Annotated in this window: 18 protein-coding genes and 1 pseudogene; 9 read left to right on the top strand and 10 right to left on the bottom strand. The window is 36.2% G+C overall.

Annotation, left to right across the window (positions count from 1 at the left end):
- Positions 1 to 37 precede the first annotated feature (37 nt).
- The 3 genes and pseudogenes from HXN26_RS10895 to HXN26_RS04520 form a co-directional block, all read left to right on the top strand.
- Positions 38 to 208: pseudogene (locus HXN26_RS10895) on the top strand (leucine-rich repeat protein); the annotation flags it as partial.
- 3 nt (positions 209 to 211) lie between these two features.
- Positions 212 to 1,033: a leucine-rich repeat domain-containing protein gene (locus tag HXN26_RS04525; protein WP_273159044.1), complete on the top strand. Its 822-nt coding sequence runs from the start codon at positions 212 to 214 to the stop codon at positions 1,031 to 1,033.
- Between the two features lie 21 nt (positions 1,034 to 1,054).
- On the top strand, positions 1,055 to 4,120 hold the full coding sequence (locus HXN26_RS04520) for a choice-of-anchor J domain-containing protein (protein ID WP_273159042.1): 3,066 nt from the start codon (positions 1,055 to 1,057) through the stop codon (positions 4,118 to 4,120).
- 186 nt (positions 4,121 to 4,306) lie between these two features.
- On the opposite strand, the gene HXN26_RS04515 is transcribed toward HXN26_RS04520, so the two are convergent.
- Positions 4,307 to 4,474, bottom strand: a complete 168-nt coding sequence (locus HXN26_RS04515) for a DUF362 domain-containing protein (RefSeq protein WP_025000482.1) — start codon at positions 4,472 to 4,474, stop codon at positions 4,307 to 4,309.
- A gap of 233 nt (positions 4,475 to 4,707) precedes the next feature.
- Between HXN26_RS04515 and porT the strand changes: the two genes are divergently transcribed.
- Positions 4,708 to 5,454: a type IX secretion/gliding motility protein PorT/SprT gene (gene porT / locus HXN26_RS04510; RefSeq protein WP_273159039.1), complete on the top strand. Its 747-nt coding sequence runs from the start codon at positions 4,708 to 4,710 to the stop codon at positions 5,452 to 5,454.
- Positions 5,455 to 5,519: 65 nt separating this feature from the next.
- On the opposite strand, the gene HXN26_RS04505 is transcribed toward porT, so the two are convergent.
- Positions 5,520 to 6,359 (bottom strand): bifunctional metallophosphatase/5'-nucleotidase, encoded by an 840-nt coding sequence (locus tag HXN26_RS04505; RefSeq protein WP_025000484.1) that lies wholly within the window; start codon positions 6,357 to 6,359, stop codon positions 5,520 to 5,522.
- A 37-nt stretch (positions 6,360 to 6,396) separates the two neighbouring features.
- Complete coding sequence (locus HXN26_RS04500) at positions 6,397 to 7,206, bottom strand: 5'-nucleotidase C-terminal domain-containing protein (protein ID WP_273159037.1); 810 nt, start codon at positions 7,204 to 7,206, stop codon at positions 6,397 to 6,399.
- A gap of 244 nt (positions 7,207 to 7,450) precedes the next feature.
- Between HXN26_RS04500 and rplS the strand changes: the two genes are divergently transcribed.
- Positions 7,451 to 7,819, top strand: a complete 369-nt coding sequence (rplS, locus tag HXN26_RS04495) for a 50S ribosomal protein L19 (protein WP_025000485.1) — start codon at positions 7,451 to 7,453, stop codon at positions 7,817 to 7,819.
- A gap of 81 nt (positions 7,820 to 7,900) precedes the next feature.
- On the opposite strand, the gene HXN26_RS04490 is transcribed toward rplS, so the two are convergent.
- From HXN26_RS04490 to ruvA, 4 genes are all read right to left on the bottom strand, one after another.
- A complete protein-coding gene (locus HXN26_RS04490) occupies positions 7,901 to 8,212 on the bottom strand; it encodes a hypothetical protein (protein ID WP_273159033.1) in 312 nt (103 codons plus the stop codon).
- A 124-nt stretch (positions 8,213 to 8,336) separates the two neighbouring features.
- Positions 8,337 to 9,236: a diaminopimelate dehydrogenase gene (locus HXN26_RS04485; RefSeq protein ID WP_273159031.1), complete on the bottom strand. Its 900-nt coding sequence runs from the start codon at positions 9,234 to 9,236 to the stop codon at positions 8,337 to 8,339.
- Positions 9,237 to 9,469: 233 nt separating this feature from the next.
- Positions 9,470 to 17,080, bottom strand: a complete 7,611-nt coding sequence (sov, locus tag HXN26_RS04480) for a T9SS outer membrane translocon Sov/SprA (protein WP_273159028.1) — start codon at positions 17,078 to 17,080, stop codon at positions 9,470 to 9,472.
- A 75-nt stretch (positions 17,081 to 17,155) separates the two neighbouring features.
- Positions 17,156 to 17,773: a Holliday junction branch migration protein RuvA gene (gene ruvA, locus HXN26_RS04475; protein ID WP_025000489.1), complete on the bottom strand. Its 618-nt coding sequence runs from the start codon at positions 17,771 to 17,773 to the stop codon at positions 17,156 to 17,158.
- A gap of 305 nt (positions 17,774 to 18,078) precedes the next feature.
- On the opposite strand from ruvA, the gene HXN26_RS04470 reads away from it, so the two are divergent.
- The gene (locus HXN26_RS04470) at positions 18,079 to 18,435 is read left to right on the top strand and encodes a S8 family serine peptidase (protein WP_025000490.1); all 357 of its coding nucleotides are present in this window, start codon (positions 18,079 to 18,081) and stop codon (positions 18,433 to 18,435) included.
- Between the two features lie 156 nt (positions 18,436 to 18,591).
- Here the strand turns inward: HXN26_RS04470 and HXN26_RS04465 are convergent, their stop codons facing one another.
- The gene (locus tag HXN26_RS04465) at positions 18,592 to 19,209 is read right to left on the bottom strand and encodes a DUF8188 family protein (protein ID WP_273159023.1); all 618 of its coding nucleotides are present in this window, start codon (positions 19,207 to 19,209) and stop codon (positions 18,592 to 18,594) included.
- A 479-nt stretch (positions 19,210 to 19,688) separates the two neighbouring features.
- On the opposite strand from HXN26_RS04465, the gene HXN26_RS04460 reads away from it, so the two are divergent.
- Complete coding sequence (locus HXN26_RS04460) at positions 19,689 to 20,495, top strand: hypothetical protein (RefSeq protein ID WP_273159022.1); 807 nt, start codon at positions 19,689 to 19,691, stop codon at positions 20,493 to 20,495.
- Between the two features lie 333 nt (positions 20,496 to 20,828).
- Entirely contained in the window at positions 20,829 to 22,055 is a 1,227-nt protein-coding gene (locus HXN26_RS04455) for an alpha/beta hydrolase family protein (RefSeq protein WP_273159020.1), read from the top strand.
- Between the two features lie 217 nt (positions 22,056 to 22,272).
- On the opposite strand, the gene HXN26_RS04450 is transcribed toward HXN26_RS04455, so the two are convergent.
- Positions 22,273 to 22,971 (bottom strand): septal ring lytic transglycosylase RlpA family protein, encoded by a 699-nt coding sequence (locus tag HXN26_RS04450; protein WP_273159018.1) that lies wholly within the window; start codon positions 22,969 to 22,971, stop codon positions 22,273 to 22,275.
- Positions 22,972 to 23,067: 96 nt separating this feature from the next.
- Positions 23,068 to 24,411 carry an NADP-specific glutamate dehydrogenase gene (gene gdhA / locus HXN26_RS04445; protein ID WP_273159017.1) on the bottom strand — a complete coding sequence of 448 codons (1,344 nt, stop codon included), beginning with the start codon at positions 24,409 to 24,411 and terminating at the stop codon, positions 23,068 to 23,070.
- A gap of 351 nt (positions 24,412 to 24,762) precedes the next feature.
- Between gdhA and HXN26_RS04440 the strand changes: the two genes are divergently transcribed.
- Positions 24,763 to 26,568 (top strand): MutS-related protein, encoded by a 1,806-nt coding sequence (locus HXN26_RS04440; RefSeq protein ID WP_273159015.1) that lies wholly within the window; start codon positions 24,763 to 24,765, stop codon positions 26,566 to 26,568.
- The last annotated feature ends 363 nt before the right edge of the window (positions 26,569 to 26,931 follow it).

Raw genomic sequence — 26,931 nt, 5'->3', positions numbered from 1 at the left:
CCATATTTCTGACTTATTATCTATAAAATATTGAGTAATAATCGGTTGTAAATACAGCGGTTGTAAAAAGATTTCTTTAATAGAAATTCCAGCATCGGTAACTTCAATATCTGCAAGTGCTTTTAATTATTGTACACGGTTGGAAAATATAAATGTGGCAGATGATAATCCATATTATAAATCGGTAGATGGAGTACTTTTCAACAAATCGATGATAGAAATTTTACGTTACCCACTGTATAAAAAAGGAGCTTATGAAATACCTCAGACAGTTATTGTTGTTGGCGAATATGCTTTTCATCTAAGTACAGGACTTACTGAAGTTGTTTTGCCATCTACTTTAAAGGATATAAAGAAATGTGGTTTCTTTAATTGTTCAAAACTTACAGAGTTGTATTTACCATCTAAAGTAGAAACAATTGGAAATAGTGCATTTGGTTCTTGTGCAAATCTCTCAAAAATAGTGATGTCTAATGGAATTATATCACTTGGCAATTGGTGTTTCGCAGGTTGTAAATCTTTAGAAAACATAGAATTACCAACTACACTTACAACTTTTGGAGAAGGAAGTTTTTCTGATTGTCCTAAACTAACAGCCATTTCAATTCCAGAAGGAACAACCATTATACCTGCTAGTTTTTGTGCAAACAATAAATTATTAGTTAGAGTCTCATTACCCTCTACTGTAACTAATATAGGCGACTATGCCTTTTATTCTTGTAAGGCAATGAGAAACTTATACTGTTATTCTGATAATCCACCAATATGTGGCATTTATCCTTTCTATGGTGTTGATAAATCGAAATGTACACTTTCTGTTCCAGAAACATCTATTGAGAAGTATAAAACAGATAATGTTTTTAAAGAGTTTACATCTTTCTGTGGTATACCAACGAACATAAATGTAACGACAGAGAAAACAAAACCAATAGCTATATATAAGCTTGATGGACAAATTGCACCAGCTAACTATTCTGGTATTGTTATAGAAGTGATGCCAAATGGTGTTATACGAAAAACCTTTATTAAATAAACAATTATAGGGAGATGTGTTATGAAACAATATAAGTTATTTGTATTTACAACAGTATATCTCTGTATTTTGCAGACTTCTTTGCTATCTGCGCAACAGCGTATTACTATGCAGAATGCAGTTAAAACAAAATTGCCAACAGTAATGTCTGTTAAAACAAATCGTAAAGTTCTGACCAAAACAGATACAGAAAATAATTCACGATATGTACAGAACTTCGACGATAAGGCAGCATTCGAAACATTTATGGTGGTTAATAAAAATAATGATGAGTGTACTTGGACTTATGATAGTCGTGTGAAAGCAGCGCGATATAACAATAGTAAAACACTTGCAGCTGACGATTGGCTTTTATCGCCTAATATCAAGCTCGATAATAAGCACGCTTATATGCTCAATTTTAAATATCGCGCAGGATTTTGGAGTTATACTGAAACTTTTGAAGTTGGGATAGGAACAGAAATTGATACAGAAAACTATAAAATAATAGTTCCACGTATAGAAACCGCAGTAGATTCATTTCAAAATAATGAAACAGAATTTACTGTAAAGGAAGATGGAGATTATAGAATAGGTGTACATGCTATGAGTAAAGCAGATCAATACTATTTATTTATTGATGATATTTCTATTTCAGAGAAAGCTCTTCTTGCAGCTCCTGCAGCAACTTCTATAATTGATATAAAGCCAGGACAACAAGGAACTTTAACTACAGATATTTCTTTTACAACTCCTACGAAAGCTTATGATGGTTCACGTATAGAATCGCTTACCAAAGTAGAAATATACAGGAACACAAAGCTTATAACTACATTCGAAAATCCTCGTCCAAATGTACAACTCCATTATACAGATAATTCTCCTACTCAAGGAATTAATCAATATTCAATAATTGCTTATAATAATGTAGGAAAAGGACTAGCTGCCGTAAAGGAAACTTTTGTAGGTATAGATATTCCTGCACCTCCAAAAGATATTATTCTAAAAGAATCTGATAATAGAATAACATTAGCCTGGAAAACTCCTACCGAAGGTGCACACAATGGATATTTCGATGCTTCAACGTTGAGTTATAATGTGTATACTAAAGAAGGTGTAATTTTGGAAAAGGGTATTAAGCATTCTGAATTTATTGATAAAAACATAGAATTAAAGGGGACACAAAAACTACTTTGTTATGGAGTTTCTGCAGTAACAGCAGGAGGAGAAAGTTTAATATCCCAATCTAATCCTATTGTTATTGGAGATTCTTATACAATACCATTCCATGAATCCTTTGCTATGGGGAAACCTACCGAGGAACATTTCTTTTGGGGTGAACAAAATGGAGAAAATGGATTTGTGTTTTCTACAACGCATAGTTATGATGATGAATATGGTTGCCTAGAATATTTACCAAAACGAAAGGGAGATAGTGCCTCCTTTAATACAGGTAAAATAGATGTACGTAATGTTAGAAATCCAGCTTTAATGTTTACATACTTTTGTTATCCCGGACATAAAATAAAGTTGAAAGTAATTGCAACATCTCCACAGAGAACCGATACTTTAGCTATTTATAATTATGCCGCTGTTGGTGAAACAAAGGAATGGAAGAAAAAAGTTCTTTTGTTGGATAAGTTTAAGAATGATGATTATGTAATATTAAAATTCTTAGCAGAAAGTTACAATACAGCTATACCTGTTTATATAGATGATATTAATGTTATTAATTATCTCGAATATAATGTAAAAGCCGAATTGAGATTAGTATCGGAGGCTAGGGTAGGGAAAGAAACAATGATAGGAGTAAAAGTAACTAATATGGGCAGTCAGCCAACAAAAGGAATGGTTGCTACTCTTTATGTCGAAGGAGAAAAATACGATGAACATGAATGTTTTGATTTACCTGTAAATCTCGGTAGTATGGAATTTTTCTATTACGAACCGAAGATTACTGATCCAGAAATGCTACATATATATGCTGTGGTAAGTTATTCTAACGATCAAGATTTAACTGATAATACCACGATAGTGGGTACGATGAAAGTGAAGTTTCCTAATTTTCCTCGAGTCGTTAATCTTAATGGGCAGCTCTTAAGTACAAATAAAGCACACCTATGGTGGACAAAACCAATAGAAGCCGAAGGAGGAAAAAAAGAAGAAGATTTTGAAAATTATGAACCTTGGTTAACAGATAAATATGGATTTTGGACTACTTTAGATGGTGATGAAGGAACAACGTATGGAATTAGAGGTTTAGAATTTGAACATAAAACGGAACCTATGGCTTTTATGGTGTTTAATCCAGAAGAACTGGGAGTGAATGTTGATGAGTATCCTCAATTTAAACCAGCAAGTGGCAAACAATTCCTGATAGCTATGTCAGCACAATCTTCATCTACACGAAAAGGACATAACGATGATTGGCTAATATCTCCAAAATTATCTGGAGAAGCACAAACTATTAGTTTCAAAGCTAAAAATATAGATATTCAATATCCTGAGAAATTTGAAATTCGTTATTCTGTAACAGACAAAGATACAGCACATTTTGTCCTTTTAACAACCATTGATAAGCCACTTAAGGATTGGACGCAATTCCAAATGGCTTTACCGAAAGGTACACGTTACTTTGCTATTCATTCAATAGCAACAGATAGTTATGCTTTGATGATAGATGATATAGAGTATGAAATGGCTCCAATTGATATTATTGCTTACAATATATATATGGATAAGAATAAAATAGGAAATACAGCTGGAACTTCAATGTTTGAACAAAACAATGTTCCTATTGGATTACATAGTTTTCAAGTATCAGCAGTATACGATGTAGGTGAATCTGCATTATCTAATGTAATTAATTTAGATATCCCCACAACTATTGTTAATAATATTCAGAAAAGCGATATTTCTATTGAAACTACGCATGGACAAATTTCAATAAAAGCAATACCTGGTAATTCTATATTTATTTATACACTAGAAGGACATATTTTCTATTCAGGATATATCTCTAAGACGGATAAAAAGATATCTATTCCGCAAGGTGTTTACATTATCCGAGTGGGTAAACAATTTAGTCAAAAGATTGTTGTTGATTGATTGTGATGTTGGTGATTATTAATTTTGAGTGGAAGTAGATTCTAAGTTATTTATTGACTATATTTACATTCTAATTGAATAGAAAATAATTCTAATTTCTTATCGTAAAAACATAATACTAATTAAATACAAAAAGCGGACTCCTAGGAGTCCGCTTCAATTTAATCAGTAACAATTATAAGTGTATTAGTCCAAAGTAATTACTTCGCTTGGACAAACACTTGCGCATGTGCCGCATTCTGTGCAAGCATCAGCATCAATTTTGTAGATGTCGCCTTCAGAGATTGCACCTACTGGACATTCATCAATACATGTACCACAAGCGATACAGTCGTTGCCAATTACATAAGCCATAATTATAAATCTTTTATTATATTAATAATGTTCTTGTATAGGATTGTTTTTCAATACCTACTTTTGTATGGTGCAAAGGTAAAAAATATTTTTCTAATACCTACAAATGATGATAAAAATTTGAAATATTTAGACTTTATACAAATAAAGATAACGAGTTTAGTGGATTAAAAAGTAAAGATGGAGGCTTTATTTTACAATAAGAAAAGGGAAAGGGCGTTATTACAATAGATATGAAACAACTTCTATACATTATATTATTATGGACAACGTCGGTCGTTAGCTTTGCGCAAGACCGCACAGTGCAGAATCGTCCCTATACAGACTTGCGCCCATTCCATTTCGGTGTTATGGTTGGAATGCACTTTCAAGACCTTGAAATACTGAATTCAGGGCCACAAATGGTAGATCTTGGCGATGGTAGTGGACCTGCACAGAAGGTTATTTCGGTAGATCAGGACCGCTGGGATGCTGGCTTTACGGTGGGTGTGTTAGGCGAATTGCGTCTTAATACAACGTTTCAGTTACGCGTTGCTCCTGCAATGTACTTTGGAACACGCCACCTTACGTTCAGAAATCTTACGGATTTAAATGCTAATGGGCAACCAACGGAGAAGACACAAGATTTAAAAACTGCTTATATCTCGTGTGCTTTCGACCTAATTGCAGCTGCTCCACGATTCAATAATTATCGTCCCTACCTAATGTTAGGTATCAATCCTATGTTAAATCTTTCGGGAAAGAGCAACGACTATTTGCGATTAAAGCGAGGCGATGCTTATTTAGAGTTGGGAGTAGGTTGTGATTTCTATCTTCCTTTCTTCAAGTTGCGACCTGAACTGAAGTTTATGTATGGATTATCGAACAGCTTAGATGCCAATCATATAAAGGATTTGCGCGATAAAAATACGCAGATGTATGCTAATTTTGCGAAAGAAACTCGTTCTAAAATGATTGCGCTAACATTCTATTTTGAGTAAGTTTATTAGTGGATATAAAGTAAAAGGAGTTAAGACGCTGTGTTGTCTTAACTCCTTTTTCTTTCCTATTTCTTCTTTTCTAAGTCTAAAACCATCTTTCCTACAAAGATAGCTGACTTTCCGTTTTGGTCGATACCCACTTTCTTGCCGTCCAAGTTCTTCACATAAACCAGCTCTTTTAAGAAAGAATGTGAGTGCCCGCCCAGTATTAAGTCGATTCCACGCGTACCTGCAACAAGTTCTTCGTCGCTAACTCCTTCTATGTTTATGCCTAAATGCGATATACATATAATAAGGTCGCACTTCTTTTTCTTTAGTTCATTAACACATTTCTGGGCACATTCTATCGGGTCAAGATACTTTAATGGACCATAATTAGCCGTTACAACTAACCCATCAAGCTGTGGAGACAAACCAAATACACCAATCTTCAGACCTTTACGCTTTAATATTGTGTAAGGTTTCACTATCTTTGCCAATTCTGTACCTGCAAAATCATAGTTCGCACATACTATCGGATAGTTCAAAGCCTTAAACATTCGTATCATATTATCAAGTCCAAAGTCGAACTCATGGTTACCTATTGTTCCCGCATCGTAGTGCATAAGATTCATTAGTCCTACTTCCACATCGCCTTTAAACATGGTAAAGTAAGGCGAGCCTTGGCAAAAGTCGCCACTATCGAATAGTAATAAGTTGGGATCTTTGGCTCTTTCCTCTTTCAACATAGCTATACGACGTTCAAAACCAGCCCGTCCTGCCCTCAACGTATCGGCAAGTGTTGTGTTGAAAGGCATTATCTGACTATGCGTATCATTTGTATGCAGAATGGTGAGCTGCTTCTTTTGTGCAAGTGCAATAACGCTAAACAAAAACAAGGTTATCAGTAAAATATTCTTTTTCATTGTTTCACTTCTTTTTTTATAGTACCACTTATCAACGTTACTTCACTATAACAGAAGGTCTATCACTTTCTTTACTAAAGTAAGAAATGCGGCCTTCTTTCGTGCTGTTAATGATTTTTCCTTCTGCTGTCATTGCTTTGAAGTAGTTCAAAATAACGAATCGAGAATTATTCGATGCTTCTTGAGGTGCATTGAGATCGGTTTTATCCTTAAAAGCCACCAGTTTGTCGTTGCCCTGTGCCAAATAGTCAATAGTAGCAATGCGATATTTGGCCTTTGGGTCAATCTGCTTTCCGTTCAGACTTGCATACTCAAGTTTGTCCCCACGGTCCAAAACTAATCTCACACCTTTACTAACACCTTCTCCACCAGTATGAGCAATTTGTCGAAAGAGCTCTAACACCTTATCGCCAGTAAGTGTTAGGAAACAGATTTTATTTTCAAATGGCGCAATATCATTCACATCTCCCACTGTAACATTGCCTTTGGGTAGTGCAGCACGAATGCCTCCCATGTTGTAAACTGCGAAATCTACTTTCTCGTTATATTCTTTTGCTGCCCATACCAGAATATCTGCGAGAAGATTAGATAAATCGCTTTCTGGTCGGTCAGCCGCCATATAGTGGTCAGAATGTGCCACTACTGGTCCCATAATACTATCTACTACATGCTTGTAGGGTGCTAAAAACGCTGCAGCCTTTTGGTCTTTAGCTTTGTCATAGCGGGAATCTATCAGTATTCTACTACGTTGTACGCCTGTAAGTTGGTATTTTCCTTGTTGTGCTGCACATGGTGTGTAAGTCAATAAAGCAGCCATACCACCTATTAAAAACATCTTTTTACTCATAATTTGTGCTTTTGTTCTCCCTGCAAAGATAGTAAAAACTTGTTAGTCAATGGTATTAGTACCTGTAGTTTTCGCTTGGTATAAGTGAAATATAGTTAAAGAAGATTTTAATAAAATATAGTTTTCGTCGTTAATCGGATAATTTATAGTAACTTTGCAGAGCTTTTCGGTATAACCGCTGGCCGTGGAAGAGTCATGAGCCATGTTGTATTGGAACGACAAACAATATTTAATTAAGAAAAAAATGGATTTAATTAAAATTGCTGAAGAAGCATTTGCAACCGGCAAACAGCACCCAGAATTCAGAGCTGGAGATACTGTTACAGTCGCTTACAAAATCGTCGAGGGTAATAAGCAACGTGTTCAGCTTTATCGTGGTGTAGTAATCAAGATTAGCGGTGAGGGCGAAAAGAAGCGTTTCACTGTTCGTAAGATGTCAGGCACTGTCGGTGTTGAGCGTATTTTCCCAATGGAGTCACCTAATATCGAATCTATCGAGGTGAACAAGCATGGTAAGGTACGTCGCGCTAAGCTTTACTACTTGCGCAATCTTACAGGTAAAGCTGCTCGTATTAAGGAAAGAAGAGTGGTTACTGCTAAGACTAACAAGTAATTCTCTCTTGAGAAATCCACAAATAAAAAAAGTTCAGAACTTTGTAGTTCTGAACTTTTTTTATTTTCATAATCGAAGCTTTCACTTTTTTCTTATTTCCTTTTCGTCCTTGTTTTCGTAGTTCAATTGCGCATCACCGTCGCCATGAATAGCAGCTTGCAAGTCCTTCCAGTTTTGGAAACCAGCAAATAATGCCAATCGATCTAGAGTTTTCTTCGATGGCTTTTCCTTTGTAATCATGTATCCCCATAGTTTTCGTAACGACTTCGACTCCAAGTTTATATGATACTGTTTCAACTTAGCTGAAACTTTTTCGTAGTCGGCTGTTAGGTTGATATGCTGCGGAAGTTTATGCTGAAACTCCACAAGAAAGTTTTTTAATGCTGTTCCCATGTATGTTATTCCAACATTATATTATATGTATGAACACAAGCTTGCAAACATAAAGTTAGACCAATGCTACACAATGCTATACTAAAAGTTGTTACAAAGCGCACAATGGCATAACACTTTTTTTTTATACCAGCTTATTAATTACTTCTTCACGTGAAGCAGGCAGGTAATCTATCACTGGAATTTCTGGCATAGTATAGCAACCTGCTACCAAACGCATAGTCGCACGCGCACAATTTACAAGAACCTGTGAGGTTAGAGCAGGATTATTGATGCTCATGTTAAATTCAAAATGCTGATTTTGAGTTTTGCCACTCACACCTTTTCGAATAAGATGAACTCCATGTCCCATATCGCGAACGTCGTCTACACTTGCTACTGCAAACACATGTGTTTCGTCATTAGCAAAATATGGGTCAGCTTTAATATTCCTTGTGACATCTTCAAGCTTTGCTCCATCTTCCAATTCAACGTAAACCATACGTCGGTGAATACCTTCTCCCAAGGGAATTGTTACAGAAAGCGCATTCTTAACACCTACTTTGCCACGCACACAAACGGAGTGTCCCATTGACATACCAGGTCCAAAGTTGGTATAAGAAAGACCTTTTGGTGCCAAACTTTCCATTAAAATGCGTACAACAGAGTCAGATCCTGGGTCCCAACCTGCTGCAATAACACTCACTTTACCCGCCTTTTTGCAGTTCTCCATTTGCTTTGTGCGGTACTCTAATATGCTTGTGTGTATATCGAACGAATCTACAGTATTGATGCCCATAGCTACAATACGTTCTGCATAGTCTGGACAGCTACGTGTTGGTGCTGCGAGTATAGCCACATCAACGTCCTTTAATTTTGCAATATCGTCTACAACTTCGTATGGAGTCAACTCCAAAGGTTTGTCTTTATCTCCTTGACGTCGTACGACACCTGCAATCTCAAAGTCTTTGGCAGCTTCTAGTGCTTCAATTGCATATTGACCAATGTTTCCATAACCCACAACTGCTGCTCTTATTTTCTTCATAACCTTTACCTTAAATGTTATTTTACCTATTTCTTACGACTTACAAAAGTACACCAAAAATATGATTTATTACAAACTATTTGTGGTTTTTTTTGCTAAAATTTTATCCCCTCTCAAATTTATAAAACAACTCGTATAACTTCTTTACATATAGAGAGTATGTAGCAAAAGGAAAATATTAAGTATTAAGATATAAAGATAAAAAGTAGTTACCAAGGCAAGTAAGCAGAAGCTTATCGAGTAAGGCTAAGCTTTAGACTGACACCAAAATCGTGAGTAGTTGTTGGGAAACTGCTTGAAGAAAGCAATGGCGCATTTACTTGTATGTCATAATAAATACTTGCTGTGATAAGACGGCTTAACGTATAATCGCCAATGAATGATGCTTTGAAAGCTGTATTTCCACTCGATGCTGCTGATGTAATTGATGCAATATCGCGGGTAATAGAAGCTTGTTTGCGATAGCTTAAATCTAACCTGAGATTTAAGTCGCGATTTATACCTCCATTATTTCTATTGTTCGTGCTTTGAGAATTGCTGTTCTGTTTATCTTGTTGATCGCCTTTTTTCTTAGTACTCTTTACCAATCTTGAGTTGCGACCACCAAATAGATTTACATTATTAATACGATAGCCAAAGCCAATAACCCAGTCTTTCGATATAGCTTCGTTTACCTGAACACTTGTCATAGAAAGCGACAGAACACGTGTTTGACGATATTCTAAACGAGCAGTAAGATTGTTTTCTAAGGTCACATCAATACCTAACAATGGAGCAAATGCTTCGTTTATACTTACTTGCGAAATATTATACATTGAACTTGGCATAGGCGCACCAGATGTAGCATCTTTCACAAATCCCAAACCATTCATATATTCTTGCCATGTGCTGAAGCTTTGATAAGAACCAATAGCAAAAATACTCTTATATGAATGATTGATATTTACACTCTTGAAAATGTTCTCGAAGATAGACAAACGTGAAAGTCCGCTGTATCGAATGGTCCAGTTAGGTAACAAACTCTTCAATTTAGGGAATATCTCCAGTCCGTTATTTCCTATGCTTGTATAAGTATTAAGGAAGGCAGGTATCATTACATCTGCACTATACTTATCTACTGTTCCTATGGCAGGATTAAATCTACCTCCTCCCATTGATGCTGGATATTCAGCCCCAATATAACGAGCCTCAACCTGGTTGCGATATCCATCAAGCGATTTAGCAAACTTCTCAAAAGTTGCACTATGATAACCATTATTAGCATTACCCAAGCCTTCAAAAGCAGAACCAATAGAGATAGTTGTCATTGTGAGTGTACCGCTTTGCGTGGTAGGAATTCCAACATACATATATTGAATGCTCTTTGAAACTGTTTCTGTACGACTAGCGTTGAGATCTATCTTAAAGTCGCGAATAGGTTCCAATGTTGCACGAAGCTGCAAGTCTTCTGTTTTGTTTGTTGTTGCTGGTGTAGCTATACTATCTGAAACTAGCAACCAACCATTATCTCTTGCCCGACCAATATAATCTTCATCAATAACTCCAAAGGCGAAATCAAGACCTGGTGCCAATATTCCACTTCTACGCATCTGTCCGAACGCATCACCAATAGTAGGCATAAATCCTGGCAAAGACATAGAGTATTGATCACGATAAGATATGCTGGCACTTCGTACCATCATCAAAGCTCGTGCAACACATTGTGCTGTTTTATACCAACCTTTATCGTCAAGCGGTTCTTTTGGCGTAACGGTAAGTTTTAAACGCATTATTGAGTCAGTCTTATTATACAATTTTACTCTATTATCGTCCATCTTTTTCCACTTTAGTTTTACAGAATGTCCATCTGCATCTTTCAGTGAAACAATAATACGTTTCGTTTTCTTCGAGTGCGAAACAACAATTGCAGTATCTGCAGGAAGGGTAACTTCTTGTTCGAAACTCTTTGAATTCTTAGGCAATGCCTTTTTCTTATCTTTATCGCCGTCTATCTTTTTCTTTGAGTCTTTTCCTAATTCCTTACTCAACTGATCAGCTAAGTTACCAGCGTCTACACGTCCCCTACTATCAAGTGTTCCACTTCTACTGATACTTGGACGCGACTTATTGAACCTCTCATTGGTTTTCTTCAAGAAAGGAATATGATTATATAGACGTTCTAAATTAAATGTCGTATTGATATTCAACGCTCGGTTGTTGGTTATCATATTTCCTAACGATGCACCATTTTCTAATCTTGTACCACGAACCCACGTATAAGTAGAATTGTAAGTAGCATCAGAATTTATCCAATCGAATATAGGCAGCATATTAAGCGGCAACTGATACGAAAGTGTAAAACTCTGCTGATAATCTAATGGTGTACCAAAATTCTTCAAACTTGTCCATACAGAATCTTTCCATGCTTCATATCGGTCAGCATAAAGATCTTTATTGATAGGTGTGTAAGGCTCTTCTATTTCAGCATGCGTAGCACTTTGGAAATTCATGTGCAAATTGCGTGTCAAATCCCATCGCACAGCAAAATCGCGATTCCATAAGAATTGTTCGCTAAAGGTTAACGGCAACATATTCATAGTTGTCGATTCCATATCGCGTTGTTGCAATTCGTAATAGTTACGGGTTATTTCTGTATTGAAAGCTATATTCTGTGGCAACCAGTTCAGTTCAAAGCGTTTGAGAACATCGAACCATTTAGACTTGCCTTTTATTAGTCGTTTGAAAGGTAACACCGACTTATAAACTGGTGTCCAGTTATAATTCATTGCACCACGCCAATTATCTTCATTCTCATAAACAGTAGTTTCACCTGTCGTACGTGAATGTGAATGACTATAAGAGAATGAGAAGTTAGCAGGATCGTAAGGCATAGGATGACGTTTATTCTGTATACCTACACGCACATTTGACAACGAGAAGTTAGTCGTTGTACGCTTTGTAATCGCAATAGATTCTATTGAATCGCGCTCATGTTCATTAGCAGCACCATCAAGAGCTGCATCTAATTGCATATCCGTATCAAGCGGATTATACTTTGGACGTCTCTCGCTCTTTGTAACACTATAATATAAAGGTGCAGATACTTTAGCCTTATCCGGGAAGAACTTACCCAATTCGAGACTGGTAGTAACTGTAACATCGGTATTTGTTTCTTTCTTTCGTGCATTTACACCTTCTTCAAGACCACCAAAGCCATCAGTACTATGACTAGCATTAACATCTACCGTACCAAAATCTGATAATTGAATATTAAGCTGACCACGTGCAGCCCAACCACCTTCGTTATTGAATTCGAGTAAGCGCATTTCATTCACCCATATTTCACCACTCTTTTCGCTACTTGAAAGGTTACGTACACCAATTATCATTGTCTTAATCTCGCCCAATGTTGGATTACCCATCACACTGACACGATTCGCTGGACGCTTCTCATCGTATATTGAAAACTCACGATTATAACTTGCTGTTCCATTACCACGTCCTGCATTACGCTTTTTCTTAACATCGGTAAATACAGAAATAGGCACATCAAGCATATTGTCTATTGGCCAAACTTCTTCACAGTCTTTTCGAGAATACTTATCGTATTGCTTTTCAGGAGTAAGCTTCAATGGTATTTCGTATTCGTAATAGTTGTTCTTATAGTCAGAACCCAAACGAACAAACACGGCCAACTGATTATCGGTAAGATTAGAAACATTTGGCTTAAGTGCATTTGCATGCACAAACATTTGCAAACGTTTGTATTGACGAATATCAAGTGTAGTATTTTTATAAACAGCTTTCGATTCCTTGTAACCTAAATTATGTACCGTCATAGCTAAAGCCTGCTCGTTACTCTGTACAAGTTGTGGTTGCGAAGGATCTTGTTCTCGCGAAATTCCAGGTGGCAGCACGTAGTTTACAGGTGTCTTATCATTATTTTCCTCTATGCTAACCGCACCAACTGACATTGTTCCTGAAGTAGAAGCAGAGTTAGTAAGATTTTGCTGATACTGACGCCACGTTCCGCGTACAAGGTCAAATGTAGCAAAGCGCATTACAATAGGCTTTTCAAAATTAGTAAGGAACATACGCATAAAACGAATACTCGTAAAGTCGTTAATTCCACCTACACGTTTCTGATATTCTCGCACAGGAATGCGGAACTGATACCACGTAACAGGTGCGCTTCCGCCTTTGCGCAGCGGTGCAACAGTTTCTCTCTTATCAACGATATAGTTTTGTCCTACCACCAAGTCTTCTGGTCGAATGCTTATCTTATACTGATAATACTTTTCGTATTCGTTGAGCGTATAATCTTGATTTATATCTTCAACATCTGGTCCAGCCTTGTATGATGTGTCGTAACGTTCGTTTCTGTTATCATTATCTGGCGAGTTTCCTTGCGGATTATTTATATATTTATAACGTTGGAGAATAGGTGCTTGTATTCTATCCCAATCTGAACCACGGAAATAGCGATAATTATCGTTAGCAGGGTCTGCCCATATAGAATCGAACACAGCTTGGTTTGTATTACTTCGAGCGTATGTCAAGAAATCTTGATAAGAAGCAAAATTACGTTCTTCTTCGTCATTAAGTCCATTAAGACCAACATCCTGTAAAGCGCGGCTACCTTTTGTTGTAGCAAAAGCGTATGTTACTGTAGTTTGTGTAGGTATTCTGCCCCACTGAGTAGTTGTCCATGCTTGACTCCCATCTACTGGCATACCACTTTCATAGAATTTCTTACCATCGCGCAAGATATCTTCCGAAACTTCTCCAAGATTTATGTAAAAGTCTCCACCATAGAGATTAGCATCTGATTGCTTATTAGAATAAATGAATGGGTCGAGCAACCAAAACTCAATATACTCAATATTGGCCATCTCGAAATCATTTGTATCAAGCTTACGCATCATACCACCCCATTTCTTACGCGGATTTGGTAAATGTCCGTTAATATCAAGTGTCGGACTGAAGTTATAAGGACCACGTTCAGTTGGATAATAAGCAAGATTAAGAACCGATAAAGTAGATGATGATCCATTATAGCTGCTTTGCTCACGATTAGGGAACAACTCGCGTGTATAAACTTCACGAACATAGAAATTCGACAATTGTTCAAGGTCGCTCTTTATATGGGCTGGTGTTAGCGAACTGCTGATACGTGTAAACAATGGGTCAATATTGTACCATGCTAATAAACTACGATTAAAACCACTTCGCAAAGTTGTCTTATCCGTAGATTCAGGGAAGTCAGAAGGTACACTTGAGATAACCCAATTGGTAGGTTGACTTACATCGATTGTATTTTTTGTATCTTCAAAATCATCTAAGTACGATGCCCTATCTTGTGTTCCATTACTCTGACCAGCTATTAACTGTGCAAATTCAGCTGAGAAAGAAATTTGAGAAGGTTGTGTAAGATGCAAGAAAGGAATCTTGTCAAGCATATTTGTGAGCCATTGACTTTCCTTTTTCCAGCTCATATTGAGTCCCCATATTGTATTATTGAGAGGCTCCGTACCCATATTAACTTTTGTGGTAAGTGCTTGTTCCGACAAGTGCATAAAGGTACCTCCAATCATAAAGTTTTTCGAGAAATCGTATTCCCAATTCAAACCCACCATTGTTTTACGCTGTTGCCCATAATCACTTTGACTTTCCAGCGATACATTTATTGATGTTCCTGCATCTATAATGCTTTGATTCAATATCGTAACTTCACCTGCATTGTAATCAACGCTATAATCAGAACCTTCTGTCAGTCTTACGCCACCAGCCGTAACTACTACCGAACCTTGTGGAACATTATATGCTCCCAAAGAAATAACGTTGGCACTTGTTCCTCTATATTGTCCTACCAGCAAATATTTGTCTTTTTCAGCAATTTGTTTCGCTACTGTCTTTGTTGAGTCATACAATTCCGTAAAGGCATATTTACTAGCCGTTGCAGCTGAAACTCCTTTTGAAACCAAATAGTTATACATATATTCGCCAAAAGGTTCTGCTACAGGGAAGAATACACGACCATTAGAAATGGTATAGCCTTCTACATAGTCGAAATATCCATTTGCATGTGGATTATTGTTATTGTCTAAACGGTCGGCTCCTAATATTCTTATGATAGGTTGATTTTTAACTTGCGGTTCAGGAATATAAGAAAGATAAACACCTGCTGTATCGCTTTGGTATTTAACATCTAAACGGAACTTATCGCGCTCAACTGATGAAGCAAGATAATATACGTTCTTCATCATTAAGCCCCAGTTAGCCTGCTTTGGGTTATTACTGGTATTCTTCAACGATCTTACAAACAGAGCTTCGGATACATCGGTACGGTCGCTTGAAAATTCTCCTACTTGATAAGTTATACCACCAGAAGTATATTCATAAGCTATTGCCAACACTTGGTCGGTTTGTAATCCTGTACGCAAAGAAACATATCCCAATGCTTGATTAACAGTATATTCAGAACTATTAAGCAAACGCGCATTCGATAATTTTTCGTAATCTACACCACCAATAAGTCCTAAGCCATCAAGAACTGTAGATACCTGATCTATATTTCTTGCCTGTGGATGTCCTTGCGCTATTGTGCTATACTCTGTATTTGCATTATTTGATGGAACATTGCCTGTTCCAGCTCCCCATAAATCTGTTCGGCTAACTTTGCTATTTTCTCCCAAATCGCTCAATGCAACAATGTTGCGGGTATTGGTAGTTACACCCGTTTTATTGGTAACCCATATTTCTACACGATTTATAGTGATTCCTGTAGTTAGGTTGGGCAAAGTTTTCATAGCATCATCGTAGCGCGAACGGAATGAATGAGACAAGAAAAAGTGTCGATTTTCTTCATAATCTGCTGCATCAAATTCGAATGGAGTAAGTTGTTTTCCACCACTTGAACTTACACTTTTGTTAGAAGATTTTTTCTGCGACAAAACAGTTTGCAGTTTTAACTTACCAAACTGCATATCGGTTCTGATACCAAAAAGCGATGACGAGCCCTGCACTAATGAATTATTTGATGGGAACGAAACGTTACCACCTTCTACGAGTTTTATAATTTCGTCTTCTTTACCCTCATAACGCAACTTAAAGTTCTGTGCATCGAAATCGAATGTAGCATCAGTATTGTAGTTAAGGTTCATATTTACCTTATCACCCACCTTACCATTTACATTCAAGTTTATTTTTTCATCGAAATTCATCGTTGTCATCTTACGATTTCTGATGGGCAACGATGGATTATCTATGCCTTTAAGTGTTGCGCCAAAGCGCAATTCGGCTGTACCTTGTGTTCTAACACGTACACCGCCAGGACCAAATATTTTTTCTGCAGGTCCGAGTGCAAAGTGCATATCAGTAAAGTCAAACTTTTCTTTTCCTTTTTTTTCTAAAATTTCCTTATTCTTTTGACGATAGTATTCGGCAAAGCTTCGTTTCTCACTCCACGCTTTATATTCTTCTGGAGTCATCATAATAGGTGTGGTAATGTAAGTATCGCCAATTTTATTACCTATTATGTACATATTTAGTGTATCGTTGTATTCTACACTCTGTTTCAAGTTTTCAGGACGTGCAAGGTCGTAAGGATTTTGTTGTAAATCGCTATAAGTAACAGGTGTAGTACGTTGCACTTTCCAACGTGGATGCAACAACGAGTCGGGAATATCTTCATTTTCCAATTCAACATCCAATACTTTTACTTTCTTCGTAGTGTCAGCTGGCGCTATCATTGCTTGGAATGTGTTCATAAAAGGCAACACATTAGCAAGCGAACGCCCCCATGCTAACAGACTAATACCTGCAAGCAACAGAAGAAGGGGTATTATGTATTTTCTTTGTTTCATTGATGAAAACTTTGCTCAATATTTTTTCTTTCGTAAATCCTTTTAACAACGAAAAAAGAGAGCAGAATGGTTTGTCTATTTTATTTGTTTCAATGCTAACTTTACAACTTGTTCTACTGGTAAATCGGGCTGTTCTGTTAAAATGGCTACCACAATCTTAGCTGATGGAACAGGTGAAAAGCCTAACATGGTGAGCGCTCCTACAGCTTCGTCTTTTACAGCGTTGTTTACATTCGCAGTAGTTGGCTGACTACTAACGCGTAATTCTTCGGCTATTCCACTTTGCAATATCTTGTCTTTCAAGTCAACTATAATGCGCTGTGCAGTTTTCAGTCCGATACCTTTTACCGACTTAAGCATTTTGTCATCACCATTGGCGATTACATTGCACAATTCTGCAGGTGTAAGCGACGACAATATCATGCGCGCAGTATTTGCACCCACTCCAGAAACCGTAATAAGTAGTCGGTAGAGCGAACGTTCTTGTTTTGTTGCAAAGCCATAAAGTGTATAGTTGTCGTCGCGTCCACCTGTCATAATGGCTTCGTACACAAATAGTTTTACACTTTTTTTGCCTTGTATAGCACTATAAGTATTCAGCGAAATATTCAGTCCATAGCCTACGCCATGTGCTTCTACAACTGCCATTGCAGGCGAAAGGTCTGTTAGTTCACCCTTTATATATTCTATCATAAAAACTTTCCTTAGCCTTCCCTGCCTAAACAGGGTTTTGTATATACATTTTATAAACGACATACCCTGTAATTTATTGCATTCGGGACAGAAAAAGCTGTATTTTGCTTACCTATTTACTCTTTCAAACACTTATTTCATAGCAACATTTTTATAAGTTTACTTATTATCGGATTAGATAAATTCATAAAGCATAACTTACAGAAACTCATGAAATATTTTTGAAATAATTATAAAAATTGGCGGTAAAATATGAATTTATTCCTATATTTGCAGAACATATATGTAAAATAAAAATAGGTAATATGAAGAAATACTTTAAAATCAGTATATTATTGATGGGTTTTTTATTTACCCAATCAACATTTGTATCTGCACAATGCCCAATAAAAGAACAAATTATGGGTAGCGGAGAGGAAGAAGAAAGTGCATCGCAAGCAAATCAAACAATTATAATTTACTACGATAGGGCTAAAGGTAGCAAAGCTTTAATGAACGCTATCGAGAAGAAAGATTGCACAATTGTTTATGAATATAAGAAAATAAATGGAGTGGCTATCAAAATACCAAAAGGTTGGGACGTTGATAAAGCCGTAGCTTACTTCAAAAAAGTAAAAGGCGTTAAAGACGTGAGCAAAGATGGTGTAAATCATTTGCAATAAAAAACTATTCGCCACACATAAATAATAGTGGCTTTATAGAAGAATTATTTTAAACTGAAAAAACATAATTACAAAATAAAAATTTATAATTACAATTTCAAAATTTATAATTATAATTTTTTATTTTGTAATTATAAATTTTGAGATTATTTATTTCTAATCACCTTTATTTTTAAAACGCCGTTTAAATTCGCCCTTTGGCATCTTATATTTCAAATATCCTATGACATTTTCAGAATAAACACTATCCATATATTTCCTATCGTAATCCTTGTCATAATCTCTGATGGACTCGTCTACACCAATATATCTTAAAATAGGTACAGGATTTTCTTTTGTTCCATATTTTGGGTTGTTCATTTCGTCCTTATTTACCATCAAAGTAACTTTCATTCCATAAGGCCAATACATTTCATTCATACCTATAAAACACATGATGCTGAAATATTTCTTGTATTCTACGGAATAAAATGGAATATAGTATGCTTCCGGATTAGAAAAAAAATTGTTATCTATCTTTTTAATGAAAGTTTCGCTTGTTTTTATATCTTCGTCTTGATTCTTTAGATAATATTTGGATTTTTCTTCAGGCATAGTAACAATTATATTATAAGATTTTTTTATATAATCTTTATAATACAGAACTGCGTCATCGTTGTATTTATTTGAATAATAAAAAACATTGACAAGGAATATCAGCAGAGGAAAACATACAACACATCCTATAATTTGGCCTAAAGTTACCATAGGAAAAAAATTGGAGCTTTTTTTCATAATTAATTTGTTAGAATATTAGTTCTTTTCGTTTGCTTTTTATTCTCTTATCTATACTATAGCTATACTACAACATTTGTTTTTGATATGACCACAAAAAAATTCACACCAATTGTCAAAAATAGGGTACAAATATAAATAAAATAGAATATAACGGCAAATAAAATATAAGAAAAATAAAGGTATTGGTTGTATCCTTTCTATTATGGGCAAACAGCTTTCAATTCACAAATAACAATATTGAAAAGAGAATAAAAGCATACGTAAACAGCGGTCTGAAAAACACAAGGTTTGTCTTTGTTTTCTGACTTTTTCTATGAGTATCAAAGTATATAATTACAACCATATCAATGCTTCATTCTATCTATAAAAATGAAAACTCTATTCATTTTAGGGAAATTCCCCTCCCTTAGTAGGGATTTTATTTTCAGAAGGCCCTTTATTCGAACTAACTTTGCATCGCAAAACAAAACGAAGATATGAAGAAGATAATTGTATTAGGAATGACTACAACTTTGCTACTTAGCAGTTGCAGTTCCTTTATGGGCGGAACCTATATTGGTGGCTCATTAGGCAGCGTCTTAGGAAGTGCTGTCGGAGGGATTGCTGGCGGTGCAAGAGGGTCAGACATTGGTACAATTATTGGAATGGTAGGCGGTGCAGCTGCGGGAGCAGCAATAGATGCTCAAGCAAATAAAAAAACAAAAGATATTATTCATGAACGCTACGAGCAATTACAGGAAAATCGGGATATTGAACAACAAGACTATTTATCAGAAACAACAGACGAAAGTGGATTTGATAGCACTAATTCAGGAGACGACAGACTATATGGTTTTCAAATGGAACCTTCCGAATATCCTGCCGATACCAGTGTAAAACCTCTTCAGTTTAGCAACGAAGCAAACATAGAAAGACTTACACTAACAACAAAAGAAACACCACAGATTGAAGTTAGTAACTTAGTTTTCACGGATAACAACGGCAATAATATATTGTCGCGTGGCGAAGAAGGACAAATTGCTTTTGAAATACACAATAAGGGCACTCAAGCAATAGGCAATTTATATCCAACAATAACTGAAGCCGCAAACTCAAATCACTTTAAAATAAGCCCATCATCACGTATTGACGTGATGATGCCTGGCGAAGTAGTGAGATATACAGCTACTATAAAGGCTGACAAACGAATAAAATCAGGAGTATACAACTTTTCCATCGCAATACTTAAAGACAATAGAAGTATATCTAAAGTGATGGAACTACGCCTGAGTACACAAAAATAAACTGACTCAATATCTAAATTTCTAAGACTCAATTTCTATGTAAAAAAGGAAAAGAAACAAAAGATGTCTGAAAATGCAAAAATGAAGAAGATTCAAAAACTATTAATTAACTAATTACTCAAATTGGACGCACCGTTGATGGTGCGTCCTTTTATTTCTTCAAAAGGAAAGAATATATCATTTTTTTTGCTATATTTGCATGTTCGATATTTTACTTGCTTGTTAAGCAGTGCAAAAGCAAGTGAACTATATAACACAATAAAGCGTCGTGGAAAAGTTGTTCCTTTTGCACTCGTCTCTCTTAACATAATTTGTGCTGCGAATTTTATGAAAATGAAAAAGAAAGTTTTATTATTTTGTTTGTTGTTATCATGGATTGGTGTTTCCGCACAGAAACCCATGGAAGGAGTGTGGACGGGTAAGTTAAATCTTGGCTCACAATCATTGACCTTTGTATTGCATGTAAGCTGCAATGAAAAGGGAAATATAGAATGTTCGTTTGATAGTCCTGATCAAGGAGCAATGGGAATAGCCTTAAACACAGACTATTGCTCGTCTGATTCTATCAGTGTTAGTTATGCAGATTTGGCACTTAAATATCAAGGAAAACTGAAAGATGACGAGATTATTGGCACTTTGATACAAGGGTTATCATTTCCGTTAACCTTGAAACGTGGAGAAGAAAAGCTGAATCGTCCACAGAATCCTATAGGTCCATATCCATATAGGACGAAAGAAGTCATGTTCAAGAATAAAACTGACAATGCAACACTTGTCGGAACACTCTCATATCCTATTGATTATAAGAAGAGAAAAACACCTGTAGTGCTAATGATTACAGGTAGTGGACAGGAAAATCGAGACGAAGAAGTATTCAATCATAAACCTTTTCTCGTTATAGCAGATTATTTGGCACGTCATGGAATAGCCTCTTTGCGTTATGATGATCGTGGATTTGGCAAGTCAACTGGTGATATAAAGCATGCTACGACTGCTGATTTTGCACGAGACGCAGCCAGTGGCATTAATTTCTTACGCAGATCAAAGCAGTTTGGCAAGGTTGGTGTACTTGGACATAGTGAAGGAGCTTCAATTGCTTTCATGCTTGGTTCAAAAGAGATTACAGATTTTGTTATTAGCATGGCTGGTATTGGAGTTCGAGGCGATACGGCTTTGACTGCACAAACGAACAAAATACTCGAGCTTTCTGGACAATCAATGCGTATCTCAACACAGCAATATCGTATGAATGCTGCAAAGGAGAAGTCTTCTTGGTTAAATTTCTTTATTGATTATGATCCATCTGAAGATATCGCTAAGACGATTTGCCCAGTTATGGCTATTAATGGAAATCATGATGTTCAAGTAATCTCATCATTAAACCTTACAGGAATTAGGGCTCATCTGAAGAACAACCCCAAAAACTTCATTAAGGAATATCCTACTCTTAACCATCTCTTTCAACATAGCACAACGGGAAACATTTCGGAATATAGAATGATTGAAGAAACTATTTCGCCTGAGGTTTTGGAAGATATCGTTCGTTTTATTAAGCAATAGATATCCCAAAAACCATGTATATCAAACTTATTGAGCAAATATGACCTATAAGTTGAGACTTGTTGGCTTTATTTACTTTATTGAGGGCCACGATAAAAGAGAAAATAAAAAAGCTTCAACAAGGATTGAAGCAAAAAAATATATGTAGGAATTCATCTTGAATCCCTACTTGATTGCAACAAAGTATATTATTATGCATTGATAAATAGGTATTGGCTTATTCGAACAAACTGCTAATACCTTTTTTAATATTCGTAAAGAAATTTGTCCAACTCTTAGAGTTTGTTTTCTGCTGCGTTGTTTTATTATTATCAACAGGCTTCTGAGGCGTTTTCGTATTGGTATTCGTATTAGTCTTTGCAGGCGTAGTTACATTTTGTTTATTTTTCTTTGGGTGTAACGATGTATTTACCTTTCTCTCTATCTTTTTCGGTTTATCTTCTTTCCCTTGAGCCTCCCATTCTGGTATAAATTCATAACAAACACCAGCAAAGCCATATTCAATTTCTGGTACCTGCAAAGCATTTTGTTCTGTTGCGTATGGAATTTCAGTATCTTTCTTCAACACCTCAACCTTAACATAGGCTACTCCACTGGCAATCATACCAAGTTCACGAGCTGCAGCATACGATAAATCTATAATTCTACCATGCGCATAAGGGCCACGGTCGGTAACGCGTACTTCTACTTCTTTACCATTTTGGGGATTTGTTACCTTTAATCGAGTTCCAAAAGGCAATGTTTTGTGGGCACAAGTAAAAGCATTACGGTCGTAACGTTCTCCATTACTCATTTTTCGCCCATGCAAACTATTACTATAATAAGAGGCTTTACCATCCGACTGTGCTAAACATTCTGTCGAAACGGTAAAGCCTATTATTGTTGTTACAAAAAGGAGATTTCCGATTTTATCCATAAATATAAGTTTAAATTCGTTCTCCCCTTCCGTAAATATCTATTTCCCTTTTCCCACAAATAATAATGTGGGAAAGGGGAAAGGAGAAGACTTCTATTAAATTATGCCTTGTTCAAGCATAGCCTGAGCTACCTTCATGAAGCCGGCAATATTTGCACCCTTAACGTAGTCTACTGTGCCGTCTGGTTTTTCACCAAACTTCACGCATTGCTCGTGGATGCTTTCCATAATCCATTGTAACTTTTCATTTACTTCAGCAGGTGCCCAGTTCAAGTGAGCTGCATTCTGTGTCATTTCAAGACCAGAAGTTGCAACACCACCAGCATTTACAGCCTTACCAGGAGCGAAGAGGATACCATTGTTTTGGAAGTAGTGAATAGCTCCAGGTTGGCAACCCATATTAGAAACTTCACAGCAGCACCAGCAACCATTAGCAACCAATTCTTTAGCGTCTTCTTCGCTAAGTTCATTTTGGAATGCACATGGAAGAGCGATATCTACAGGAACACTCCAAGCTTTTTTACCTGCAGTAAATTTAGCTTTACCTGGGAACTTAGTAGCCATATCTTCTACCTTGTTGCGGTTAGAGTTACGCATTTCAAGCATGTAGTCAATCATTTCAGGTGTAATACCTTCTGGTATTTCGCAAACACCATCAGGACCAGAAATAGCAACAACCTTACCACCAAGTTCAGTAGCCTTTGTTGCAGCACCCCAAGCTACATTACCAAAGCCAGAGAGAGAAACTTTCTTACCCTTAATATCTTTACCAGCCTTTTTCAAAAGGTGCATTGTGAAATAGAGTGCACCAAAGCCAGTTGCTTCAGGACGGAAGAAAGAACCACCCCATGTTAAGCCTTTACCAGTGAGCACACCTGTGTGATATTGGCGTGTAAGTTTTTGATACATACCATACATGTAACCAATTTCACGACCACCAACACCTACGTCGCCTGCAGGAATATCCTGATCTGGGCCGATATTGTGACGGAGTTCAAGCATGAAAGCTTGGCAGAATCGCATAATTTCAGCATCTGACTTACCAACTGGATCGAAGTCTGAACCACCTTTACCACCACCCATTGGCAAAGTCGTAAGAGCGTTCTTGAATGTTTGTTCGAAACCGAGGAACTTCAACATTGAAGGTGTAACTGCTTTGTGGAAACGCAAACCGCCTTTGTAAGGACCGATAGCACTATTGAATTGTACACGATAGCCAATGTTTGTTTGAACTTTACCACTATCGTCAATCCATGTTACACGGAACGTAAAGATACGTTCTGGCTCAACCATTCTTTCGATAATCTGAGCTTTTTCAAACTCAGGATGTTGGTTGTAAACTTCCTCGATTGATTCGAGAACTTCTTCTACTGCCTGCAAGTACTCAGACTCTCCTGGGTGCTTTTGCTCCAGGCTCTGCATAATTTTTTTGACTTCCATAGTAATTTTGATAAAACGTTTATGTTAGTATTTTTTAATTTTCAAATCTATCCGCAAATGTATTGATTTTATATTAGAGTGCCAAATAAAAACCTGTCTTTTTTCTTGTCTACTAACAAATTTTAAAGTCTTAAAGCTTTTAATTGTTTTAAAAACAAGGCAAAACAAATAGTTCATACTTGCTTTTTGTAACTTTAAGGAATAGTTGCGGGAGATATTATAACGTTTTGTAGTTTTCCCTTATCTATCCTTAGCATTTGCTTATTTGACATATATTTCCCTTTTTAACTTATAATTCCAATTCAAAGATGAAATTATTGCAGATAAAATTATTTTGCCTATCTTTGCGATATGAATGAGAATTTAATTACATTATATAAGGATAAAATTATAGCATTGACACGAAGCATTAACAGTTTACGTGCAAAAAGTCGTGCTTTTATTATAGCCGAAATATTATCGTTTGTAGTTTCTATTGGTTTTATTGTTCTTTTCACTGTTCTCGATAAAGCTTCGTGGACGTTAGGAGCAGCTTTATGTGTATTATTTCTATATTTCTATATTCGGAATTTAGACACAAAGAACGATAGGAAAATTGCTGATGCAACTGCATTAAAACAGGTTTACGAAAAAGAAATTGCCTATCAAAAAGGCGACTATACCAATTTTGATGCGGGCGAACGCTACCTTCAACCCGCCCACCCTTTCACTTTCGACCTTGATATTTTCGGAAAAGGTTCTTTATTCCAACGTATCAATCGCACCATTTCTTCTGGAGGAAGCGATTATTTAGCTGAAAGTCTTTCTGGGAAATGGGAATCTTTATCTACGGCAGAACTTTTAAACCAAATTGAGCAACGTGCAGAAGCTGTTGACGAACTTGCAAAGAATGAGCCTTTTTTATCGCAATTCAAGGCGCAAGGAGTAGAAAAGCTAATAGATACAGATGCTGTAAGGGAAGCTTTTGGAAGTATTCACGCACTACAAATACCTTCCTACTTTGCCAGTCCTACTTTCCGAATTCTTATTTACACCATTCTTGTGGGTTTTTATCTCAGCATTTTTTTATCCATTGGCAATTTTGTAACTTCGTTTCTTCCACTTTGGTGGGCAATTTTCAACTTTTTTCTCGCTACTTTCTTCAGTAACAAGTATATAAAATTAGTAAACGAAGTTATTTCTAAACTGAAATACCAAGTGCGTGGCTACGTAAAAATGGCATCTCTGATAGATGAACAATCATTTTCTGCTACAGAATTGTGCGAACTAAAAAACAATTTATCAGGCGCCATGGCATCATTCGAACAATTGGAGCGTATTCTGCAAAAGATTGATAATAGAAGCAATGAAATAGGTATTGTACTTTTCAATTGTTTTGGTCTATTGGATATAACTATCGTTCGGCATTTTTTGCGTTGGCAACGTACTTACGAACCAATTACCGACCAATGGATTACTGCATCAAGCATATTCGATGCACTTGTTTCAATGGCTACTTTCCGCCTCAATGAAGATAAAGCACAAAAAGCTACTATAATCGGTGACAACAAAGTGAGTTATAAAGCACGTAGCATTTACCACCCTTTCTTAGGAGAAAAGGCTGTACGCAACAACTTTGATATCCAAAACCACGAATACTATATTATAACTGGTGCAAATATGGCAGGAAAGAGTACATTCTTGCGAACATTGGGCGTGAACTATATTCTCGCTATGAACGGACTACCTGTATTTGCTGAAGAAATGTGCGTTTCAGTATTCCGTCTTTTCACCAATATGCGTACAACTGACGACCTTACTCATGGTATTAGTTATTTTAATGCCGAACTACTTCGCCTAAAACAACTGATCGCAAGTTTAGACCCAAATATTCCAAGCCTAATAATTCTCGATGAGATATTAAAAGGTACAAACTCATTGGATAAACTCAACGGTTCGCGCTTATTCTTAGAGTATATTTCCGAACGAAATGTTACAGGCGTAATTGCGACACACGACTTAGAATTATCTAAACTCGAAAATGAGAAACCACAACGCTTCCACAATTACTCGTTCGAAATAGAACTTGGCACCAATGTTACCTATACATATAAAATAGGAAGAGGCGTTGCACAAAACCAAAATGCAACTTTCTTGCTGAAGCAGATACTTGTTTAATATATATCTGCAAGAAGGTTTCAACTTTTCAAAAAAATATAATTACAAAATTCAGAAATTATAATTATAAATTTTAAAAACGTAATTATGTTTTTGAAATTTATAATTATAATTTTTCAACCTACTTTTTAATACCTAACTTACGCTGCAAACAAAAGGCTCTAATCCACACATATTATATAGTCCTCCCTTAAAAACAATATTTCAGCATAAAGCTTGTCAATACAAATTTATGCTGAAATATTGTTTTTAAGGGAGGACTAAATATCTTCAAGATTTATAATGTAAAGGTACAAAAACTTGCAGATATAAGCAAATAATTTACAGGATAATATACAATGAATCAGGAGAATATTAGGTTTA

Source organism: Prevotella aurantiaca (genome assembly GCF_015262605.1).
GTDB classification, from domain to species: Bacteria; Bacteroidota; Bacteroidia; order Bacteroidales; family Bacteroidaceae; genus Prevotella; species Prevotella aurantiaca.
This window is presented reverse-complemented; position numbering and strand designations above follow the sequence as displayed.

Coding starts and splice junctions, on each gene's coding strand:
- HXN26_RS04450 (WP_273159018.1), bottom strand. CDS start 22,971: ATGGATAAAATCGGAAATCTCCTTTTTGTAACAACAATAATAGGCTTT.
- HXN26_RS04500 (WP_273159037.1), bottom strand. CDS start 7,206: ATGAGTAAAAAGATGTTTTTAATAGGTGGTATGGCTGCTTTATTGACT.
- HXN26_RS04440 (WP_273159015.1), top strand. CDS start 24,763: ATGAATGAGAATTTAATTACATTATATAAGGATAAAATTATAGCATTG.
- HXN26_RS04460 (WP_273159022.1), top strand. CDS start 19,689: ATGAAGAAGATAATTGTATTAGGAATGACTACAACTTTGCTACTTAGC.
- ruvA (WP_025000489.1), bottom strand. CDS start 17,773: ATGATAGAATATATAAAGGGTGAACTAACAGACCTTTCGCCTGCAATG.
- HXN26_RS04490 (WP_273159033.1), bottom strand. CDS start 8,212: ATGGGAACAGCATTAAAAAACTTTCTTGTGGAGTTTCAGCATAAACTT.
- porT (WP_273159039.1), top strand. CDS start 4,708: ATGAAACAACTTCTATACATTATATTATTATGGACAACGTCGGTCGTT.
- HXN26_RS04505 (WP_025000484.1), bottom strand. CDS start 6,359: ATGAAAAAGAATATTTTACTGATAACCTTGTTTTTGTTTAGCGTTATT.
- HXN26_RS04520 (WP_273159042.1), top strand. CDS start 1,055: ATGAAACAATATAAGTTATTTGTATTTACAACAGTATATCTCTGTATT.
- HXN26_RS04455 (WP_273159020.1), top strand. CDS start 20,829: ATGAAAAAGAAAGTTTTATTATTTTGTTTGTTGTTATCATGGATTGGT.
- rplS (WP_025000485.1), top strand. CDS start 7,451: ATGGATTTAATTAAAATTGCTGAAGAAGCATTTGCAACCGGCAAACAG.
- HXN26_RS04515 (WP_025000482.1), bottom strand. CDS start 4,474: ATGGCTTATGTAATTGGCAACGACTGTATCGCTTGTGGTACATGTATT.
- gdhA (WP_273159017.1), bottom strand. CDS start 24,411: ATGGAAGTCAAAAAAATTATGCAGAGCCTGGAGCAAAAGCACCCAGGA.
- HXN26_RS04470 (WP_025000490.1), top strand. CDS start 18,079: ATGAAGAAATACTTTAAAATCAGTATATTATTGATGGGTTTTTTATTT.
- sov (WP_273159028.1), bottom strand. CDS start 17,080: ATGAAACAAAGAAAATACATAATACCCCTTCTTCTGTTGCTTGCAGGT.
- HXN26_RS04525 (WP_273159044.1), top strand. CDS start 212: ATGATAGAAATTTTACGTTACCCACTGTATAAAAAAGGAGCTTATGAA.
- HXN26_RS04465 (WP_273159023.1), bottom strand. CDS start 19,209: ATGAAAAAAAGCTCCAATTTTTTTCCTATGGTAACTTTAGGCCAAATT.
- HXN26_RS04485 (WP_273159031.1), bottom strand. CDS start 9,236: ATGAAGAAAATAAGAGCAGCAGTTGTGGGTTATGGAAACATTGGTCAA.